Origin of the sequence: Streptomyces sp. NPDC047022 (genome assembly GCF_040644155.1) — a bacterium.
Taxonomy (GTDB): Bacteria; Actinomycetota; Actinomycetes; order Streptomycetales; family Streptomycetaceae; genus Streptomyces.
In genome coordinates, this window is the sequence record NZ_JBEYVV010000032.1 from 39,619 (window position 1) to 58,337 (window position 18,719).

General features: G+C 70.3%; 16 protein-coding genes and 1 pseudogene. 9 read left to right on the forward strand and 8 right to left on the reverse strand.

The features are described from left to right. Positions 1-37 precede the first annotated feature (37 nt). From ABZ845_RS26050 to ABZ845_RS26065, 4 genes and pseudogenes are all read left to right on the forward strand, one after another. Positions 38-393 (forward strand): annotated as a pseudogene (locus tag ABZ845_RS26050) (hypothetical protein). Further along, positions 393-1,694, forward strand: a complete 1,302-nt coding sequence (locus ABZ845_RS26055; protein WP_360983863.1) for an FtsK/SpoIIIE domain-containing protein — start codon at positions 393-395, stop codon at positions 1,692-1,694. The pseudogene ABZ845_RS26050 and the gene ABZ845_RS26055 overlap by 1 nt, the downstream one beginning before the upstream one ends. Beyond that, positions 1,691-1,888, forward strand: a complete 198-nt coding sequence (locus tag ABZ845_RS26060; protein ID WP_360983755.1) for a hypothetical protein — start codon at positions 1,691-1,693, stop codon at positions 1,886-1,888. Before ABZ845_RS26055 ends, ABZ845_RS26060 begins: the two co-directional genes overlap by 4 nt. 370 nt (positions 1,889-2,258) lie before the next feature. Next, positions 2,259-3,551, forward strand: a complete 1,293-nt coding sequence (locus ABZ845_RS26065; protein WP_360983866.1) for a replication initiator — start codon at positions 2,259-2,261, stop codon at positions 3,549-3,551. Positions 3,552-3,669: 118 nt separating this feature from the next. Here ABZ845_RS26065 and ABZ845_RS26070 read toward each other — a convergent pair whose 3' ends face one another. The 5 genes from ABZ845_RS26070 to ABZ845_RS26090 all read right to left on the reverse strand — a co-directional run bounded on the left by ABZ845_RS26070 (position 3,670) and on the right by ABZ845_RS26090 (position 8,077). Next, a complete protein-coding gene (locus ABZ845_RS26070) occupies positions 3,670-5,109 on the reverse strand; it encodes a recombinase family protein (protein WP_360983758.1) in 1,440 nt (479 codons plus the stop codon). 136 nt (positions 5,110-5,245) lie between these two features. After that, positions 5,246-5,722, reverse strand: a complete 477-nt coding sequence (locus ABZ845_RS26075; protein ID WP_360983761.1) for a DUF6099 family protein — start codon at positions 5,720-5,722, stop codon at positions 5,246-5,248. 204 nt (positions 5,723-5,926) lie between these two features. After that, entirely contained in the window at positions 5,927-6,301 is a 375-nt protein-coding gene (locus ABZ845_RS26080) for a nucleotide pyrophosphohydrolase (RefSeq protein WP_360983764.1), read from the reverse strand. Continuing rightward, positions 6,298-7,467, reverse strand: a complete 1,170-nt coding sequence (locus tag ABZ845_RS26085; protein ID WP_360983766.1) for an ATP-binding protein — start codon at positions 7,465-7,467, stop codon at positions 6,298-6,300. The genes ABZ845_RS26080 and ABZ845_RS26085 overlap by 4 nt, the downstream gene beginning before the upstream one ends. 220 nt (positions 7,468-7,687) lie before the next feature. Next, complete coding sequence (locus tag ABZ845_RS26090) at positions 7,688-8,077, reverse strand: cell division protein SepF (RefSeq protein ID WP_360983769.1); 390 nt, start codon at positions 8,075-8,077, stop codon at positions 7,688-7,690. A 247-nt stretch (positions 8,078-8,324) separates the two neighbouring features. Here ABZ845_RS26090 and ABZ845_RS26095 point away from each other — a divergent pair, with 247 nt between their 5' ends. Further along, positions 8,325-12,407: a bifunctional nitrate reductase/sulfite reductase flavoprotein subunit alpha gene (locus tag ABZ845_RS26095; protein ID WP_360983772.1), complete on the forward strand. Its 4,083-nt coding sequence runs from the start codon at positions 8,325-8,327 to the stop codon at positions 12,405-12,407. A 150-nt stretch (positions 12,408-12,557) separates the two neighbouring features. Beyond that, positions 12,558-14,246 (forward strand): hypothetical protein, encoded by a 1,689-nt coding sequence (locus ABZ845_RS26100; protein ID WP_360983869.1) that lies wholly within the window; start codon positions 12,558-12,560, stop codon positions 14,244-14,246. A gap of 70 nt (positions 14,247-14,316) precedes the next feature. Here ABZ845_RS26100 and ABZ845_RS26105 read toward each other — a convergent pair whose 3' ends face one another. Beyond that, on the reverse strand, positions 14,317-15,072 hold the full coding sequence (locus ABZ845_RS26105) for a YcnI family protein (protein WP_360983775.1): 756 nt from the start codon (positions 15,070-15,072) through the stop codon (positions 14,317-14,319). A 38-nt stretch (positions 15,073-15,110) separates the two neighbouring features. Continuing rightward, complete coding sequence (locus tag ABZ845_RS26110) at positions 15,111-15,779, reverse strand: hypothetical protein (RefSeq protein ID WP_360983778.1); 669 nt, start codon at positions 15,777-15,779, stop codon at positions 15,111-15,113. A 94-nt stretch (positions 15,780-15,873) separates the two neighbouring features. On the opposite strand from ABZ845_RS26110, the gene ABZ845_RS26115 reads away from it, so the two are divergent. Next, positions 15,874-16,269: a helix-turn-helix transcriptional regulator gene (locus ABZ845_RS26115; protein ID WP_360983781.1), complete on the forward strand. Its 396-nt coding sequence runs from the start codon at positions 15,874-15,876 to the stop codon at positions 16,267-16,269. Positions 16,270-16,320: 51 nt separating this feature from the next. Here ABZ845_RS26115 and ABZ845_RS26120 read toward each other — a convergent pair whose 3' ends face one another. Then, entirely contained in the window at positions 16,321-16,803 is a 483-nt protein-coding gene (locus ABZ845_RS26120) for a molybdopterin-dependent oxidoreductase (RefSeq protein WP_360983784.1), read from the reverse strand. Positions 16,804-16,996: 193 nt separating this feature from the next. On the opposite strand from ABZ845_RS26120, the gene modA reads away from it, so the two are divergent. Both modA and modB read left to right on the forward strand, forming a co-directional pair. Further along, positions 16,997-17,839: a molybdate ABC transporter substrate-binding protein gene (modA, locus tag ABZ845_RS26125; protein ID WP_360983787.1), complete on the forward strand. Its 843-nt coding sequence runs from the start codon at positions 16,997-16,999 to the stop codon at positions 17,837-17,839. Next, positions 17,836-18,690, forward strand: a complete 855-nt coding sequence (gene modB / locus ABZ845_RS26130) for a molybdate ABC transporter permease subunit (protein ID WP_360983790.1) — start codon at positions 17,836-17,838, stop codon at positions 18,688-18,690. The genes modA and modB overlap by 4 nt, the downstream gene beginning before the upstream one ends. The last annotated feature ends 29 nt before the right edge of the window (positions 18,691-18,719 follow it).

Here is an 18,719-nt window from a genome sequence, read left to right on the forward strand (position 1 = left end):
GTCTCTGGCGTCGTGACCGGCCAAGGAGGCCAAAGCAATGCAGTCCATTCCCGTGGACACGACGCGGCTGGGCGTACTGCGTGCGCCATCGCACCCGAAGCGAAGATCACCAACTTCGAGACGCAGGAGGTGAAGAGGGACCGGGACGGCAACCCGGTATGGACCGTGGCCGTCACCGTGCGGCAGGACGGCCGGCGGATCTCCGTCATCGAGATCGCCGTGAGCGGACAGCCCACGGGCATCGAGGAAGGCCAGATCGTCAAGGTCACCGGCCTGATGGCGTTCACGTGGTCGATGGGCGACCGCCACGGCGTCAGCTTCCGCGCCGACGCGATCACGCCCGTGCACGGCGGCACCCCGAACTCGGCACGCGCCAAGGGCGGTGACGCGTGATGCACGCGATCCTGCTCGCGCTCAGCCTGGCCGTACTGGCCTGGATGCTCGTGATCGGGGACCTGGTGCGCAGGCACCGCCCGGCCTGGCACTGGTACCTGATCGGCTACCCGGCAACCGCCTTCCGGGTCATGATGACCTGGCGCAAGGTGGCCATCCTTAACGACCTTGCCATCTCCCGTCGCCCGCCGCGCGGGCTGCTCGGCGACCTGGTCGTCAAGGGCGACCCGCTACGGCCGGTGGCCCCGCGGACCTCGCTACCCAGGGCGACCCGTATGGGCTTGACCGTCACGGTGCGGCTGCACGCGGGCCAGACCCCGGCGACGTACATGAAGGCAGCGGATGCGCTGGTACACGCGTGGAAAGTCCACGCCGTCCGCGTCACCTCTCCCAAGCGCGGACTCATGCTGCTGACCGCGACGGCCACGGATCCGCTGGAGCGGCCCGGCTTAGCCTCGGCCCCCGCCGAGTTGTTGTCGGCGCTGATCGGGGTGCTGGAGAGCGGCGGCGCCTGGGTGATGAACCTGCGGCTCGTGCCGCACTGGCTGATCGTCGGGGCCACCCGCTCCGGCAAGTCCACCTTGCTTGCCCGGCTGATCACCCAACTCGCACAGCAACCCGTCGCCCTGGTTGGCATCGACTGCAAGGGCGGCATGGAATTGGGCCTGTTCGCCGATCGGCTGAGCGCGCTGGCGACCTGCCGCAGGGAAGCGGTCGCCGTGCTCTCCGCGCTCGTGGTCGACATGCAGGACCGCATGGACGCCTGTCGGTCGGCCGGTGTCCGTTCGATCTGGGAACTGCCCGACAAGCTCCGCCCGGATCCCGTCGTCGTGATCGTGGACGAAATCGCGGAGCTCTACCTGTCCGATGGCACCCGTGAGAGCAAGGCGGAAGCTGAGCAGTGTTCCACGCTCCTGCTCCGCCTGGCGCAACTCGGGGCGGCGCTCGGTATCCATCTGGTGGTGGCCGGCCAGCGGGTCGGCTCCGATCTCGGGCCCGGCGTCACCGCCCTGCGGGCGCAACTCGGCGGCCGGATCTGCCACCGGGTCAACGACCCCGCCACAGCCGAAATGACGCTCGGCGACATGAACAAGGACGCCGTGGCCGTCGCCCAGTCGATCACTGCCCAGGAACGCGGCGTGGCCGTCTGCACCGGCCCGGACGGTGGATGGAGCCGCGCCCGCTCCCACCTCACCCCCACAGATGAAGCCGTCGCCACGGCCCGCAAGCACGCCGCCCTGACCCCGCCACTGCCCGTCATCGACCGTGCTCTGGCGGCGCTGGAAGGAGACGTCAAGTGATCAGTTCAGGTACAGCTGTCTCGCTCGTCGTGCTCTTCGGCATCATCACCTTCCTCCTCGTCCGCTCCCGCGACGTGCGCGCCTGGGAAGCCGTCTGTATCGCCCTGTTCGGCATGTACCTGGGCGAGACACCCGCCAGCCTCGCGATCAACGGCTTCGTCACCTGGTTCCTCACCGGCTTCAACCACTTCTGACCAGGAAGGACACCACGTCATGCCGATGCCTCGCGTGAGGTGCCCCCACTGCAAGGGCGACGGAGCCCGCCGGACCTGGACCGGACGACTGCGGCGCTGCCGCGTCTGCCGAGGGACCGGAACCATCCGCTGAACCCCCACCCCACCAACCCCACCAGGGAGTGATCCACATGGCCAACGGCGCACCACCCACCACCATCCGTGCCGCTTCGGCGGCCCACCCCGGAAGGTCACCACCATCACCCCGTACACCGAGTACACCCCGTCCGACAGGCGCGCCGCCCTCAACCGCGCGGCGCGCCTGCGCCAGCTCCCCGAAGCAGACCGCGACGCCATCCGCCTCGCCCAAGACCCCGCCTTTCCCCGCCTGCTGGAGCAGATCACCGCCACCGGCGGCTGCGCCCACCCCGTCCACCTCACCGGCTCCACCACCACCCTGGATGGCGCAACCGGCGAGATCCTTCACCGGTACGACACCCGCACCGAACCCGGCGAACGCCTCCTCGTCCGCTGCCGCAACCGCCGCGCAACCGTCTGCCCGGCCTGCTCCCGCCTCCACGCCGGAGACACCTACCAGCTCATCCGCGCGGGCCTCCTGGGTGGCAAGGACGTCCCGCCGACGGTCCGCCATCGCCCCCGGCTCTTCGTCACCCTGACCGCTCCGTCCTTCGGGCCAGTCCACCGTGCCGGAGAGCTGTGCCGACCGCGTCGCAACGGCGGCCGGTGTGAGCATGGTCGGCCGCTTGGCTGCGGCTCCGTGCACGCGCCGGATGCCCCGATCGTCGGCCAACCGCTGTGCGCCGACTGCTACGACTACACCGGCCACGTGCTGTGGCACGCGCACGCGTCCAAGCTGTGGGACCGGTTCGTTATCGACATTCGGCGGCGCCTGGCCTTCTCGGTGGGCCTCGTGCAATCCCGGTTCGCGGCGCACGCTCGGCTATCTTTCGCCCGCATCGCCGAGTATCAAAAGCGGGCGGCCGTCCATGTGCACGCCGTAGTCCGCCTCGATGGCCCGAACGGACCCGACGACGAACCTCCCGCTTGGGGCACCACAGACCGGCTCATCGACGCAGTGCACGCATCCGCCGGGCGGGTCCTGGTCCGCACGCCGTACAGCCTGGCCGTGGGTGAACTCAGCCTACGCTGGGGTGCCCAGGTCGATGCCCGGCCCCTGCACGCCAATGGCGACGGACCCGACGATGACGCCGTCGCTGCGTACGTGGCCAAGTACGTCACGAAAGGTGCGAGCGAGACGGGCGCCGGCCTCGACTACAGACTCACGGCCTGGGATGACATCGACAGAGCGTCCGCCAGCGAACATGTCCGCACACTCCTGCGTACCTGCTGGCGCCTCGGCGGCCTCCTTGAGTTCGAGCCGCTGCACCTGCGCACATGGGCTCATACGCTCGGCTACCGGGGCCACATCCTGACCAAGTCCCGTGCCTACTCGACGACGTACGCAGCACTCCGCGCCGAACGCGCCCACCACATGGGCCACGACGACATCCCCGACGCGGTCACCGAACGGCAATGGCGCTACATCGGCTCCGGCCACACCCCCGGCGCAGCACTCATCGCCGCTGGAATCGCCTGTGACATAGCCATTCTTCGCGAGATCGTTCGAGAAGAAATGGACCGGTGCGGGGGCGAACTCCTATGAATCCTCGTGAGGAAGAGCGGGCCCGGTGGGTAAAGAGACAGGCGGTCAAATTCCCAACCCGCTTGGGGCCGAAGAGCGCAGAGCGCCTTGCCCGGCTCCGCGGTCCCAGAACGGAACGCTAGTCCCACAAGGGGGCGGGCTCGATCTCGATTCGGTCTAGGTCGAGCCCTCTCCCCATTTTCCTTGCCGGATGTATTATTACCGCCGAGAACAGAAAGCGGTAAATGGCGTTCATGCGTGCGTAGTTCTCTTTCATCTCAAGCTCTGCCCACGCTTTACGGGCGTCAGGTCCCGCGATTCCCTCCAGCAAGGCCACGGGTCGTTGCACGGTCCGGCGCTGACGCTCTTTCATCCGGTCTTCGATTGCCCGGCGCATCTTCCGGTATTCAGGGGTCGGGATCTCCTTGGCAAGCCACATCTCGTTCAGTTCCTGAAGCTGCCGGGCGTCGTCCTCGTCAGCCTTGACATCAGCTTGCGGCCGGGAAGTGGTGGCAGCCTGGTGCCCGTTGACATCCAGCTTTTCCAGGACTTCAAGTGCGACGTCCTTAACCGCCGCCTCAAGGGGGTCAGCGGCGATCACTCGCTGACACTTCCCCTCACCGTTGAAAGCCATTCGCGTACAACGATAGTTCGCCTTGTACTTGGTCTTGCTCCCGGCCATGCGCTGCCCACATGTGCAGGTGACCACCCCACGGAGCAGGTAGTAACGCTGAGGACGCTTCCCCTCCGTGTGCTGAGCGGCTCGATAGGAACGCACTTCTTGTACTTCCTGCCATTGCCCAAGGTCAATGATCGCCGGCCAGTTCCCCGTTCCGACGTGCTCACCTCGGTGGACCTGTACGCCCGCCAGGAAAGGCTGCGAAAGAAGGTTGCGGATGTTGGTGGCCTGCCAGGTTTTCCCTTGGGCTGTTGTGACCCCTCGCTCATGCAGATCCCTTGCCAGGGCTTCCGGCGATTCACCGTCCAGATAGCGGCGAAAAATCTCGCGGATGATCTCCGCTTCTTCTTCCACGATTGTGCGCCGGTCCGACGTGTAGCCATAAGGGCGCCTGCTCATATGCGGGTCACCCGCACGAGCCTTTTCCTCCAATGCGGAGGCTATCCGGCGGGACGTATCGTCCGAAGAACGGCAAGCGTGCGCGACCTCGATGCGCAGAATGAATCGATCGTCCGGGTCGGAAAGATCCCTACGGTTGGCTTGCCCGTGCAGCATAATGTGCTGGTCGTCGGCAACCGCGAGCAACTGTTCCAGGTCCTTCGGCTGCCGCATTAAGCGGTCCGGGTGATACACGATAACGTGCCGGCATTTCCCCGTCGCCATCGTCTCCAGCAACTCATCCCACCCCGGACGCTTGCGATTCCGGCGCCATGCCGAACGGTTGTTGTCCACGAATACGTCAGCAACGTGCACGCCGAGGCGTTCCGCCGTCTCCCGGCAGATCCGCTCCTGGCGGTCCACCCCTGTCTGGTCCTCGTCGCCTGCTTGGGAGATCCGGCAGTAGATCGCCGCGTCTCCGTCATCGGGCTTCGCCTGCTTGCCGTTCCTCGAATGGCTCATGAGGAAGAGTGTATGAACAAGCTCTGACATCGGTGAAGATGCGAAGATCCATACCTCCCATCCTGCACGCTCGGCACCCCTCGCCCCGCATTCGGGCCTCCGGCGTGGGCGCCCGCCCACCGCACAGCGGGGCGCCTCAGCCCGCCGCCTTGTAGCGCTCCCGCACCTCGCCTTCTCTCGCCGCCAGCCTTCGCAGCATCTCCCTGACCCGGTCCCCGGACTCGTCCGCCGCGTCAATGGCTTCCATGCACTGCCAGTACGTGCCCTCGTCGTCCGCCGCGCTCGCGACCGCGACCAGCACCATGCCCAGTTCCACGAGGAGCGTGCCGAGATCGATGAGGGCCCTGTGCGCATCGCCCAGGTCCGTGAGCTGGGCCGCGCGCAGGTCCGCCACGTCTATGGAAGGTGTGTCCAGGACGCCGCAGCCCCGGCCCGCGAGCTCCGTCAACCCCAGTGCCTCGCCGCGCAGTTCGGGCGGGCCCGACACCGCCAGCCGGCTGCCGATCGCCTGCGCCAGGGCGTACGCCTGCCACGCCTCCGTCATGACCCTCGGTCCGTCCTCGCTCTCCTCAAGGGCACGTCTGCTTGTCACGATGAGCCGCACCGCTTCCATGGGCTGCCCCCGCTCTGTCCCGACGCGCTGCCGCACGTCTGCCCGAACTCGGTTGTTCACTACCCAGAGTGAAGGCATGAGGGACGAAAAGCCAGAGGTAGCCCGAAATCTGTGGACAACATGCGGGGGTGGGACAACTCTCCAACTCCGGAGAGTGATAATCGGCGTCGTCTAGGGGTGTCAGGGCATCAGGGCATCAGGGCATCAGGGCACCCCAGGAGGCGGGGACCCCCCTTCCGGCGCCGGGAACCTCTCCTCGTTGCGGTCGATCTTCGCGTCCAGCGCCGCGAGCGCGTCGACGCCGAGCACCTCGCACAGCTGCAGCAGATACGCGAGCACGTCCGCGATCTCGTCGGTCACCCGGTGCGCCGTACCGGGGTCGTCCATCACCCGCGCCGACTCCTCCGGTGTCAGCCACTGGAAGATCTCGACCAGTTCGGACGCCTCCACGCTCAGGGCGGCCACCAGGTTCTTCGGCGTGTGAAACGGCTGCCACGCGCGCGCCGCGGCGAACTCCGCGAGCCGCCGCTGCAACCGCGCCAGGGCCAGGTCCTCACGTTTACCGGGTTCCTCTGTCACGGACCCAGGTCTACCACCGTCACCCCGTCCACCTCCGCCACCCCGGACTCCTCACTCACCGCACCGACGAGCCTGATGTGGCCGCGCTCGCACATCGCGGCCGCCAGCGTCAGCAGTTCCCGCGCCTGCCGCCGGTCCATACCGCGGTCGAAGCCGTCCGCCACCACCGTGAGCGTCTGCAGCGCCGCGGGCACCTCCGCCACCACGTCCACCTCCAGGACGCCGGGACCTGTCAGCAGCACGAGAGCCAGCGCCAGATACCGCAGTTCACCGTCGCCGAGCAGCCCCAGCGGAGTACGTACTCCGTCGCCCCGGTCGAGCAGCGCGCGGACCATTCCGTCACCGGCCGACTCCACCAGCAGATCGGTGACCCGCCCCGCGCACCCGGCCCCGACCGCCGCGGTGAGCAGCGCGTGCCTGCGGGCGCATTCCGTACGCGTACGCAGCAGCACCTCGGCCAGGTTTCCGCAGCCCGGCAGCAAACGGCCCGTGCCCGGAGGGACGGGGGTCCGCATCGAGCGCGGGCTCGGGTCGCAGGGGAAGACGGAGCGCAGTGCGAGCGCCATCTGCTCGGCGGCGGCGAGCACCCTGCGCTGCCCGTCCGTGCGGCCGGCGACGCGCAGCGGCAGCAGGGGCGTGCCCAGCCGGTCGTCCGGAAAGGGGCCCCTCGTCACCGGGGAGGAGCCCGCCGTGTGCCAGGCCGCCTGCACCGAACGGCGGCTCGGATCACGAAGGGCCGTCTCCAGCAGCACGACACCGCCGGACGTCAACCGCTCGCCCACGATGCGCGGCTCGGGTTCGGCCTGGATCGCGATGTCGAGCCGTACGGGCCCCTGCGGACCGTCGGCCGTGCAGCCGATCCGGAATCCTCTTCGCCCCTGAAGGTCGGCGGGTGTCCGCTCGGGGGCGCAGGCCGCCGGGTCCGGGAAGGCCTCCTGAAGTTCCGCCCCGGCTCCGAGCCGCGACAGCGCCTCGTACGCCCGTAGCGCCTGTGACTTGCCCGAGCCGCTCGGCCCGGTGAAGAGGGTCAGCGGCCCCAGTGTGAACAGGGCCCGCCGGTGCCCGGCGAACGCGGCGAGCCGCAGTTCGGTGATGTGCGGCCGGGCCGGACACGAGTCCGTGACGCCTGCCGGGCCCGGTAGGGACAACGTAGTTAAGGCGGTCATGTCCGGGACCGTAGGCCCGCGGTGCCGGGGTGAACCGTTTTGCCCTCGCGGCCTTCCCACGATCGGGCGACGGGACGCACCCGGCGGCGACAAGCGGTCGAAAGACCGTGCCCGCCCCCGGGAGGGCGGGCACGGCGGGATGGCTGGTGCCACCGCAGGCAACGGGGTCGTCTTTCGTCCGGATCAGCCCGCGAGCCCGGCCCGATCCGAACGAGAGGCCCTACACACCCGTGACTCCCGCGCCCTCCATCAGCCCCCGTACCTCGGTGCCGGCCGGGGTCAGCAGGAACACATTGCGGTCGACCCGGTGCATACCGCTGGACAGGCCGAAGACGACACCCGTGCTGAAGTCCAGCACCCGCTTGGCGACCTCGGTCTCCGCGCCCGTGAGGTCGAGCAGTACGGGCACCCCCGCCATCAGCGTCTCGGCGACCTCGCGGGCGTCCGCGAACACATTGACCCGCAGCACCACGAAGCGGCGTCGCGCCTCGGTCTGCGCCTCGGGGATCGAACGGTGTCCGACGGATGACGGCCAGGCGTCCCGGCCACGCAACGGAACGACCTGAGCGAGCCCTTCCCACTGTTCGTCGGTGACATCGTGGCTGTTCACCGGCCCTCCCCACACTGGCTCGCACTCAAATTCTGCACCGCCCAATTCTTACGCATGGTCACCCGATCGGCCCAACAGCGACACGGACGACGGGATGAACCGATCGTCCGACTCCGGCCGTGTGCCCGCCTCGCTCGGGGCACGCATCCGCCTCACACCCGCCGCGTGCCCGGTGTGCAGTGCGTGTAACGCCTCAAGATCGCGTCACGTGACATCCGTGAAACGGCCCGTTCGTACGGTCTTCCGCATGACCACGAGCCACGGAACGCAGCGGATCCGGACCGTCTGCTCGTACTGCGGCGTCGGCTGCGGGATGGTGCTCGACGTCGCGGCCGGACCGGACGGGCGTCGGCGGGTGCTCAAGGCGTCCGGTGACAAGGAGCACCCCGCCAACCGTGGCAGGCTGTGCACCAAGGGCGCGACGACCGCCGACATGCTGGCCGCACCCGGGCGCCTGACGACGGCCCTCGTCCGGGACGAACGCGGCGCACAGCCGCGGCAGGCGCCCGTCGACGCGGCGGTGCGCGAGACCGCGCGCAGGCTGCGGCAGATCATCGACCAGCACGGCCCGGACGCCGTCGCCTTCTATGTCTCGGGACAACTCGGGCTGGAAGCGCAGTACTTGGCGAACAAGCTGGCCAAGGGATTCGTGCGCACGAATCAGATCGAGTCGAACTCACGGCTGTGCATGGCCAGTGCGGGCGCGGGCTACAAACTGTCGCTCGGGGCCGACGGGCCTCCGGGGTCGTACGACGATCTGGACGCGGCGGACGTCTTCCTGGTCATCGGCTCCAACATGGCCGACTGCCATCCCATCCTCTTCCTGCGGCTGATGGACCGGGTCAAGGCGGGCGCCAGGCTGATCGTCGTGGACCCACGGCGCACAGCGACCGCGGCGAAGGCGGACCTGTTCCTGCAGATCCGCCCCGGTACCGATATCGCCCTGCTCAACGGGCTGCTGCACCTGCTCCATGAGAACGGGCACACGGACCCCGGTTTCATCGCCCGGCACACCGAGGGCTGGGAGGCGATGCCCGCCTTCCTGGCCGACTACCCTCCGGCGGACGTCGCCGCGATCACGGGACTCGCCGAGGAGGACATCCGGGAGGCGGCCCGGCTCATCGGCGAGGCGAAGGAGTGGACGAGCTGCTGGACCATGGGGCTCAACCAGTCCACGCACGGCACCTGGAACACCAACGCGCTCGTCAATCTGCACCTGGCGACCGGCGCCATCTGCCGCCGCGGCAGCGGGCCGCTCTCCCTCACCGGCCAGCCCAACGCCATGGGCGGGCGCGAAATGGGCTACATGGGGCCCGGCCTTCCGGGGCAGCGTTCCGTGCTCGTGGACGAGGAGCGCTCGTTCACGGAGGAGCTGTGGGGGCTGGCACCCGGAACGATCCGTGCGGACGGGGTGGGGCGCGGAACCGTCGAGATGTTCCGGAAGATGGCGGACGGGGAGATCAAGGCCTGCTGGATCATGTGCACCAACCCCGTGGCGTCGGTGGCCAACCGCAAGACGGTCATCGAAGGGCTGGAGGCCGCCGAGTTCGTCGTCACACAGGACGTCTTCGCGGAGACCGAGACCAACGCCTACGCCGATGTCGTGCTGCCCGGCGCCCTGTGGACCGAGGCTGAGGGCGTCCTTGTCAACAGCGAGCGGGGGCTCACCCTGGCCGCGCCCGCGGTGGAGCCGCCGGGCGGGGCGACGGCGGACTGGCGCCTGATCGCGGCCGTCGCCCGGGAGATGGGGTACACGGAGGGATTCTCGTACGACAGCGCCGAGGAGGTCTTCGACGAGCTCAGGCGGGCTTGGAACCCGAAGACCGGCTGGGACCTGCGGGGTGTCACCTACGAGCGGCTGCGGTCCGGGCCCGTGCAGTGGCCTGCCGCACGGGAGGACGGCCCGGCACGCAACCCGGTCCGGTACGTCGACGGGGACGGGAAGGGAGACGGAGAAAGGGACGGCGGACTGTCCTTTCCCACACCGAGCGGCCGGGCCGTGTTCCATGCGCGGCCCCATCTCCCGCCCGCGGAACTGCCCGACGACGACTTCCCGTTCCTGCTCAACACCGGGCGGGTGCAGCACCACTGGCACACCCTGACCAAGACGGGGAAGGTCGCCAAGCTGAACAAGCTCGCTCCCGGGCCGTTCGTGGAGGTGCATCCCGAGGACGCCGCCGCACTCGGTGTCGGGGACGGCGACCGGGTGGAGGTCGCCTCGCGGCGCGGGCGGGCCGTGCTGCCCGCGGTGGTGACGGACCGGGTGCGGCCGGGGAGCTGTTTCGCGCCGTTCCACTGGAACGACCTGTTCGGCGAATACCTCAGTGTCAACGCGGTGACCAGCGACGCGGTGGACCCGGTGTCGTTCCAGCCGGAGTTCAAGGTGTGCGCGGTGGCGCTGACGAGGGTGGCGGCGCCGGCGGACGTCACCCCGGACTCCACGGCTGCTGTCACGGTCCCGGTCGTCACGGACGCGTCTCCCTTCGGCCTGGCCCCCGCCCCTCCGCCGGTCCTGTCCGCCCGGGAGCGGCAGTACCTGACCGGCTTCCTCGCGGGCCTCGCCTCCGGCGCCCCCGGCGTGCCCGTACTGCCGCCCGACGCGCCGTTCAGCCCCGAGCACGCGCTGTGGGTCAACGGCGTCCTCGCCGGCATGTACTCCAGGGTCGCCGGGGCGCCCCGGGAGCAGCCGGGCCGCGAGATCCTCGTGCTGTGGGCCTCGCAGACGGGCAACGCCGAGGAGTACGCGGGCACCGTCGCCCGGCGGCTCGGCGCGACGGGGCACCGCGCCACGCTGACCGGCATGGACGAGGCGGACTTGGGCAAGCTGCCGGACGGCGCCGACCTGCTGTTCGTCACCAGTACGTTCGGGGACGGAGACGCGCCGGACAACGGCTCCGGATTCTGGAGCGAGCTCTCCGGCGGGTCGGCGCCACGGCTCGACGGTGTGCGCTACGCCGTACTGGCCTTCGGTGACTCGTCGTACGACGACTTCTGCGGTCACGGGCGCCGTCTGGACGCGCGTCTGCACGAACTGGGCGGGGTGCGCCTGGCGCCGCGCACGGACTGCGAACCCGACTACGAGCCGTCGGCGGGTGCCTGGCTCGAGGGCGTCCTGACGGCGCTCGGCGGCTCGCCCGCACCGGCATCCGGAACTCCGCCCACGCCGGACACGCGTGAACCGGCGGCCCCCGCCACCGCCCGCCTCGTCGGCAACGACCTGCTGAGCGGCCCCGGCGCGGGGAAGGAAGTGCGCCGCTTCACCTTCGACACCAGCGGCACCGGACTCACCTATGAGACCGGAGACGCGCTCGCCGTCCAGCCGGTCAACTCCCCCGCCCTGGTGGAGGAGTGGCTGGAGGCCACGGGCACCGACCGCGCCGCCACCGTCGAGATCACGGAAGCCGGGGCAGGCGGGGACGGCGGGGAGACGGCGAAGGTCCGCGAGGTCCCCTTCGCCGAGGCCCTGCTGCGGCATCTGGACATCACGGCGATCACCCCGGATCTCCTGCGCTTCGTCGCCGAGCGCACTCGCGACGACCGGGAGCTGCGGCAGTTGCTGCGGCCCGACAACAAGGACGGTCTGGCGCGCTGGTGCTTCGGACGGCAGGCCGTGGACGTGGCGGCAGAGTACGAGGTCCGGGCGTCGGCCGGGGAATGGGCGGCGGTGCTCAGACGGCTGCGGCCGCGCCTGTACTCGATCTCGTCGAGTCCGCTCACCGACCCGGACCGGGTGTCGCTGACGGTGTCCGTGGTGCGGTACGAGGGCCTGCGGGGGCGGCCGAGGTCGGGGGTCTGCGGCGGCTTCCTCGCCTACGCCGATCCGGACACCCCGGTGCCCGTCGCCGTACGGCGCTCTCCGCACTTCCGTCCGCCCGCGGACGGCTCCACCCCGATGGTGATGGTCGGACCCGGCACCGGCGTCGCGCCGTTCCTCGGCTTTCTGCACGAGCGCCGCGCACTCGGCCATACGGCACCGAACTGGCTGTTCTTCGGCGAGCAGCACCGCGCCACGGACTTCTACTACGAGGACGAGCTGGCACAGCTTTGCCAGGAGGACGTCCTCACCCGGCTCGACACCGCCTTCTCCCGCGACCAGCGGGCCAAGGTCTACGTCCAGGACCGGATGCGCGAGCACGGCCCCGAACTGTGGCACTGGCTCCAGGACGGCGCCTGCTTCTATGTGTGCGGGGACGCCTCCCGTATGGCCAAGGACGTGGACCGGGCGCTGCGGGACGTCGTCGCGCTCCACGGGGGTTTGAGCGAGCCGGAGGCAGCCTCGTATGTGAAACAGCTGGCGACGGAGAAGAGGTATGTGCGTGACGTGTACTAGAACAGAACATGTACGACCACACGGGGCACGTCCGCACAACTGCCTCTTACTTGTCTCACACCGGACTCTTCAGCTCCGGAGGGCGGCCGTTCATCGGGCGCACTTACGTTCCGAGCCGTGCACTTGGCAGAACTGAGGCCGTCGACAAGCATCCGGTGGGCACGCCCTCCGGCGACACGTGACGAGCCGGAGCAGCCCCCCGCGCAGTGGCATCGCGTCCTGACGCTGCTCGCCGACATCAGCCTGTTCATCGGCACGCGCTCGGTGTGGGCCACGGCGGCCAGCCACAGGCTGGTGATCGCCGCGCTCATCTCCGTCTGCTACGCGTCGATCCTGGTCACCGGCATCCTCACCCTCGTGGTGCGGCGCGCCCGCTCGCTCGCGCGCCTCGACCTGGTCGTCCTGGTGACGGCCGTCACGCTCGCCTTCTGCGCGGTCTTCGTGGCGCACAGCTTCAGTGACGAGTCGATCCTCACCACACAGGCCGCCCGTGAACTGCTGCACGGCCACGCCGTGTACGGGCAGGAGTGGCCCTGGCTGTTCCATGGCGGTATCGCCTTCACGCCCACGGTCACCGGCGGTTACGACTACACGTACGGCTACCCGCCGCTGACCATGCTGCTGACCGCGCCGCTGCTGTGGATCGGGCACGGCGCGCTCCCGGAGACCCTGGTCACCACCACCGCGCTGGCGGTCGGCACGGTCGTCATGTGGAAGATGCTGCCGGTGCAGTGGCGTTCGGCCGCCACCATGGTGTGCCTGGGCTTCGGCATGATCCCGAACTACGCCCGGCTCGGCTATCCGGCGATCGTCGCGCTGGCCTTCCTCGTCCCGGTGGTGGTGCGCTGGACGCGCATGGGGACGGGTGGCAGGGCCGACTGGGTGCGGGCGGCGTGTCTGGGCGCGGCCTGCGCGAGCCAGCAGTTGCCCTGGTTCCTGATGCCGTTCCTGCTCGCGGGGATCTATGCGGTGCGGCGCGGTGACCTCGGGGCCCGCGGGGCCGTGGTCGCGGTGGGGCGGATCGTAGGCGTGGCCGCCGGGACCTGGCTGCTGATCAACGCCTACTACATCGTGACCGAACCGGCCACCTGGCTGTCGGGCATCGCGCTGCCGATCATTCAGGGCGCCGTGATCCACGGGCAGGGCCTCGTGGGCATCTCCCTGTACTTCACCGACGGCAGCGACCGCCTGGACTGGTACTCGCACGCGAGCATGCTTCTGGCGGCGGGCCTGCTCGCCGTGTTCGTGCTGTTCGTACGCCGGCTGGGGCCCGCCGCGACCGTTCTGCCGTGGTGCGCGTTCTTTCTCGCGACCCGCTCGCAGGACGGCTACTACCTGCTGATGACTCCGCTGTGGCTGGCCGCCGCGGTCACCGTGCCGCCCTCCGCGTTCGCCACCGCCTGGCAGCCCCGGCTGCTGCACGGCAGACGAGTGGCCCGTATGGCGTTGGCCGCGGGACTGGTGGCGCCTTCGCTGATCGCCGTGACGCTCGCGGTGACCGGCAGGCCCCCGCTGCACATGCGGGCGGTCGCCGACTCCCGTACGTCCCTGACGGTCAGGACGCTCAGGATCGAGGTGAGCAACACCGGGGACGCACCGCTCGAACCGCACTTCACGGTGACCACCGGGCAGGGCATGAGCCGCTACTGGACCGTGGTCGGCGGTCCCCCGTCCGTCGCCGGTCATACGACGGCCACGTACCGGATCGAGGCACCGGGAGGCCGGTTCGTCCTGCCCAGGAAGGGCATCCGCATGCGGCTGCGGGCCTTCACGGCCACGCCGATGACTCTGTCCAGCCAGGACATCCATCTGGAGCCCGGGCCGGCGCCCGCCAAGTGACCGCTCGTCACGTCATCGGTTTGCCGCCTTCCCGCCCCGCCGGTGCCGCAACCGGCGGGGCGGGGCCGGATCACTCCGAGCCGGACGTGCGGGCGCGGCCCCGGGCGATGGCGAAGCCCGCCGCGGCCAGGCCCAGGACGCCGACGACCAGGCCCGCGATGCCGAGGCCCCGGGCGGTGGAGTCGGCGGAGGAGGCGGACTCCACGGTCGTGGTGCCCGCCTTGTCGCCCGCGGGGGCGGAGGAGGGGGCCACTGCCGCGGGCTCGCCGCCTTCCGCCGTGCCCTTGGCGGTCAGCTGGAGGACGGGAGCGGGGTTCTCGGGCTCGTCCCCTGCCTTCTGGGGCTGCTCGATCCAGCGGACGACGTTTCCGTCGGAGTAGGTCTGCAGCGTCTTGAAGCTCAACTGGCCGGTGTCGTCCGGCAGCTGCCCGAAGGCCACGTCGAAGTCCTGGTACTGGCCGTGCCGGATGCGCCCGCCGGTCCAGGTGATCTCGGAGACCGCGTCGGTGATGGTGCCGTCGTCCGTCTTCACGGGCGTCTTGAGCTTGGTGGTGGTCACCTGCGCGGTCCAGCCGTCCTGCGGGGTGACCAGCACTCCCAGGACCGGGTGGTCGGTGGGCAGGAAGACCTGCACCTTGGTGGTCGCCGCGGTGTCCTCCTCATTGGGGACCCGGAAGGTCAGCACACCGTCCGTGGCTCCCTTGGGGTAGCTCCCGGGGTGGACGGTGACGTGCGCGAAGGCCGCGCCCGCGGCGGTGAGGACGCCGGCGGCGGCGAGAGCGGTCACGGCTGCGGCGCGGCGCAGAGTGGTACGCGTCGAGGTCATGGGTGGGGATGCTCCGTACTCGTGTCAGGGGTCGGGGGTCAGGTCGGGTACGGGGATCCCGGGGGCGGGCCGCGCCGGTACAGGGCGTGGCGGAGCAGCGTCTGCCGCAGGAAGCGGCGGCAGTGTGCGCGGGGCCGGGGCGGTCTGGCGTACGAGGGCAGCGGCGCCGTGCGCCATCCGCGCCACCCGGCGGTGAGAGCCGGGACGACGGCGGCGGCCTTGCGCAGCAGCGACCACAGGGCCGCCTCGCCTCGGCGCAGGCACCAGGAGGCCGCGAGGGCGGCGATCAGGTGAGCGCCGAGGGCATGCGAGGTCATCGCACGTGTGTCGCCGGCCATATACGTGCCCGGAGGCATGCCCGGCATGCGCATGGCCATACCCGCCATGCCCGCCATGCCCGCCGTGCCCGTCGCGTATGCCGATCCGGCCGCGTCGAAGGCGAGATGCAGTCCGCCCTGCACGACGAGCATCGTGAAGGCGATCCCGGGCAGCGCGCACTCGCGCCCGGCGAGCGCCGCGCCTGCGGCGAACACGGGCAGGAACGCGGCCGCGTCCACCCACAACGGGGGGGCCGAGCCGGTGGCCAGGGTGTGCCCTCCGGCGGCGAGCAGCACGCACACGACGGCGAACACCGCCGCGCGCACGCTTCGCACCGTCCAGGACACACCCATGGCCAGCGATCCTGCCATGCCGACCGGTGCGGTCACTTCCGTTTCCGTCGGTACGGCGTGTGCCGATCGCCCCGGGATTCGCCCCGGTGCCGGTGCGAGCGGCGTGGCACGGACGCCTATCGTGACGACCATGCAGTCCTACACAATCGGCCAGGCCGCCCGGCTTCTGGGAGTGAGCCCGGACACCGCGCGGCGGTGGGCGGACGCGGGCCGGGTGGCGACCAGCCGGGACGAGAACGGCCGGCGTGTCATCGACGGCAAGGACCTGGCGGCGTTCTCCGTGGAGCTGGCGCGCGGCGACGGCGAGGAGGAGGCCCCCTCGCACACCTCGGTGCGCAACGCGTTCCCGGGCATCGTCACGGCCGTGAAACTCGGCGACGTGGCCGCCCAGGTGGAGATCCAGGCCGGTCCGCACCGCCTGGTGTCCCTGCTGACCCGGGAGGCCGTTGAGGAGCTGGGCCTCGAGGTCGGGATGGAGGCCACCGCCCGTGTGAAGTCGACCAACGTGCACATCGACCGGACGTGAACGCGGGCCCGGCGTGCGGGCGTTCGCGTGCGGCCCCCGGTCGTGTCCGTCTCACGTCCATGGGCCGTACCGCCCGTCCACCCGTATGGTGCCGATGCCGCTGACGTATCTCGCCCCGCAGCGGTCCTGCGGGAGTACGAGCTGGGGTCCGCAGCCGTCGAGCGGGGTGTCGTCGATGCTGGTGGCCAGCAGCACGGGCGCACGGCCGAAGTCCGGGTCGATCTCGGCCCAGGACAGCAGGACGTGGTGTCCGTCCGCGCCGGTGACGGCGATGAGGAAGCGCAGGCGGTCCTTGCGCCGTGCCGGATCGAACACGGGACCCGCGGTCCGGAGCACATCGTGCAGCAGGGGGCCCGCGAACCGGTGGTGCCGCACTCCGCTCGTGGCGCACTCGAAGCTGACCCGCACCCGGTGCTGCGGCCAGGCCGCCAGGTCGGACACGGACAGCCGGGCGGGGTGAGCGAGATCCCCGCTCAGCGTGAGTTCCGCCCGCGGCGCGGCGTCGGCGAGCGGTTCCGTGACGGATCGGCCCACAGGTCACCACCTCCCGGATGACCGGTACCCGCACGGCGGCACCGTACAAACGCACATGCCGCCCCCATCGGGAGATCGCCCAGCTCATGCGATGGCACAGGAGACTTCCGGGTTGCATCTGCGTCAGTATGATCGTCGCAGTGGAGGGGTCCGCGGGATCCCTGCCGACCCGACCGAGGGAGTGGACCCCGTGATGACCCGTTCCGCGCGCCGGACCCGCCGGATGATCCAGGTGACCGGTGCGGGGGCCGCCCTGCTGCTGGCCCTGAGCGCCTGCTCGTCCTCGTCGTCCGACAAGGGTTCCTCGCCCGACGCCGACCGCTCGGTGACGGCCGCGCCGTCCGGCTCGTCGCCGAAGCTGTCCGGCACGGTCACCGTCTTCGCCGCGGCCTCCCTCAAGGAGAGCTTCACGGCCCTGGGCAAGCAGTTCGAGAAGGAGCACCCGGGCACGACGGTCACGTTCAGCTTCGGCGGCAGCGACACCCTCGCCGCGAGCATCACGGGCGGCGCCCCCGCCGACGTGTTCGCCGCGGCGAGCCCCAAGACGATGGCCATCGTCACGGGCAAGAAGGACGCGGTCGGCACCCCCGCCACGTTCGTGCGCAACCAGCTGGAGATCGCCACCCTGCCCGGCAACCCGGACAAGGTCTCCTCGCTGAAGGACCTCACCAAGTCCGGCCTGAAGGTCGTGCTGTGCGCCAAGACCGTGCCGTGCGGTGCCGCCGCGCAGAAGGCTCTGGACGCGAGCGGTCTCAAGCTCACGCCGGTCTCGTACGAGCAGGACGTCAAGAGCGCCCTGACCAAGGTGGAGCTGAAGGAGGCGGACGCCGCCGTCGTCTACAAGACCGATGTGAAGGCGGCGGGTGACAAGGTGGAGGGCGTGGAGTTCCCCGAGTCGGCCAAGGCCGTCAACGACTACCCGATCGTCCAGCTCAAGAACGCTCCCAACGCCGAGGCGGCCAAGGCGTTCATCGCGCTGGTGCAGTCCGACGAGGGCCGCCAGGTCCTGACCGGGGCCGGGTTCCTCCAGCCGTGACACGGACCGACACCTCCGAGGCCGCGGCCGGCACCCGCACGGGCGGGCCGCGGCGCGGACGTGTCCGTCGACGCCCGGGGGTTCCGCTGCCCTTGCTGGTGCCCGCGCTGGCCGGACTGGCGTTCCTGCTGCTGCCGCTCGTCGCCCTGCTCGTACGGGCCCCGTGGCGCACCCTGCCCGATCAGCTGACCAGTACACAGGTGTGGGAGGCGCTGCAGCTCTCCCTGGTGAGCGCGACGGCCGCCACCGGGGTGAGCCTGGTGGTGGGCGTGCCGCTGGCCTGGCTGCTGGCGCGCACCGACTTTCCGGGACGGGGCCTCGTACGGGCCCTGGTGACGCTGCCGCTCGTGCTGCCGCCGGTGGTCGGCGGTGTGGCCCTGCTGCTGGCGCTCGGGCGCAACGGCGTCGTGGGGCACTGGCTGGACGCCTGGTTCGGGATCACGCTGCCCTTCACGACGGCCGGGGTGGTGGTGGCCGAGGCGTTCGTGGCGATGCCGTTCCTCGTCATCAGCGTCGAGGGCACACTGCGGGCCGCCGATCCGCGCTACGAGGAGGCCGCCACGACCCTCGGCGCCTCACGCTTCACGGCGTTCCGCCGGGTCACGCTGCCGCTGATAGCGCCGGGGGTCGCGGCCGGTGCCGTGCTCGCCTGGGCGCGGGCCCTGGGCGAGTTCGGGGCGACGATCACCTTCGCGGGCAACTTCCCCGGCCGTACGCAGACGATGCCGCTGGCCGTCTATCTGGCCCTCCAAGACGACCCGGAGGCGGCGATGGCCCTGAGCCTGGTCCTGCTGGCCGTGTCCGTCGCGGTGCTGGCGGGTCTGCGGGACCGCTGGATGACGGCAGCATGACATTCTGGCCGATGACCCTCTGGACGAGC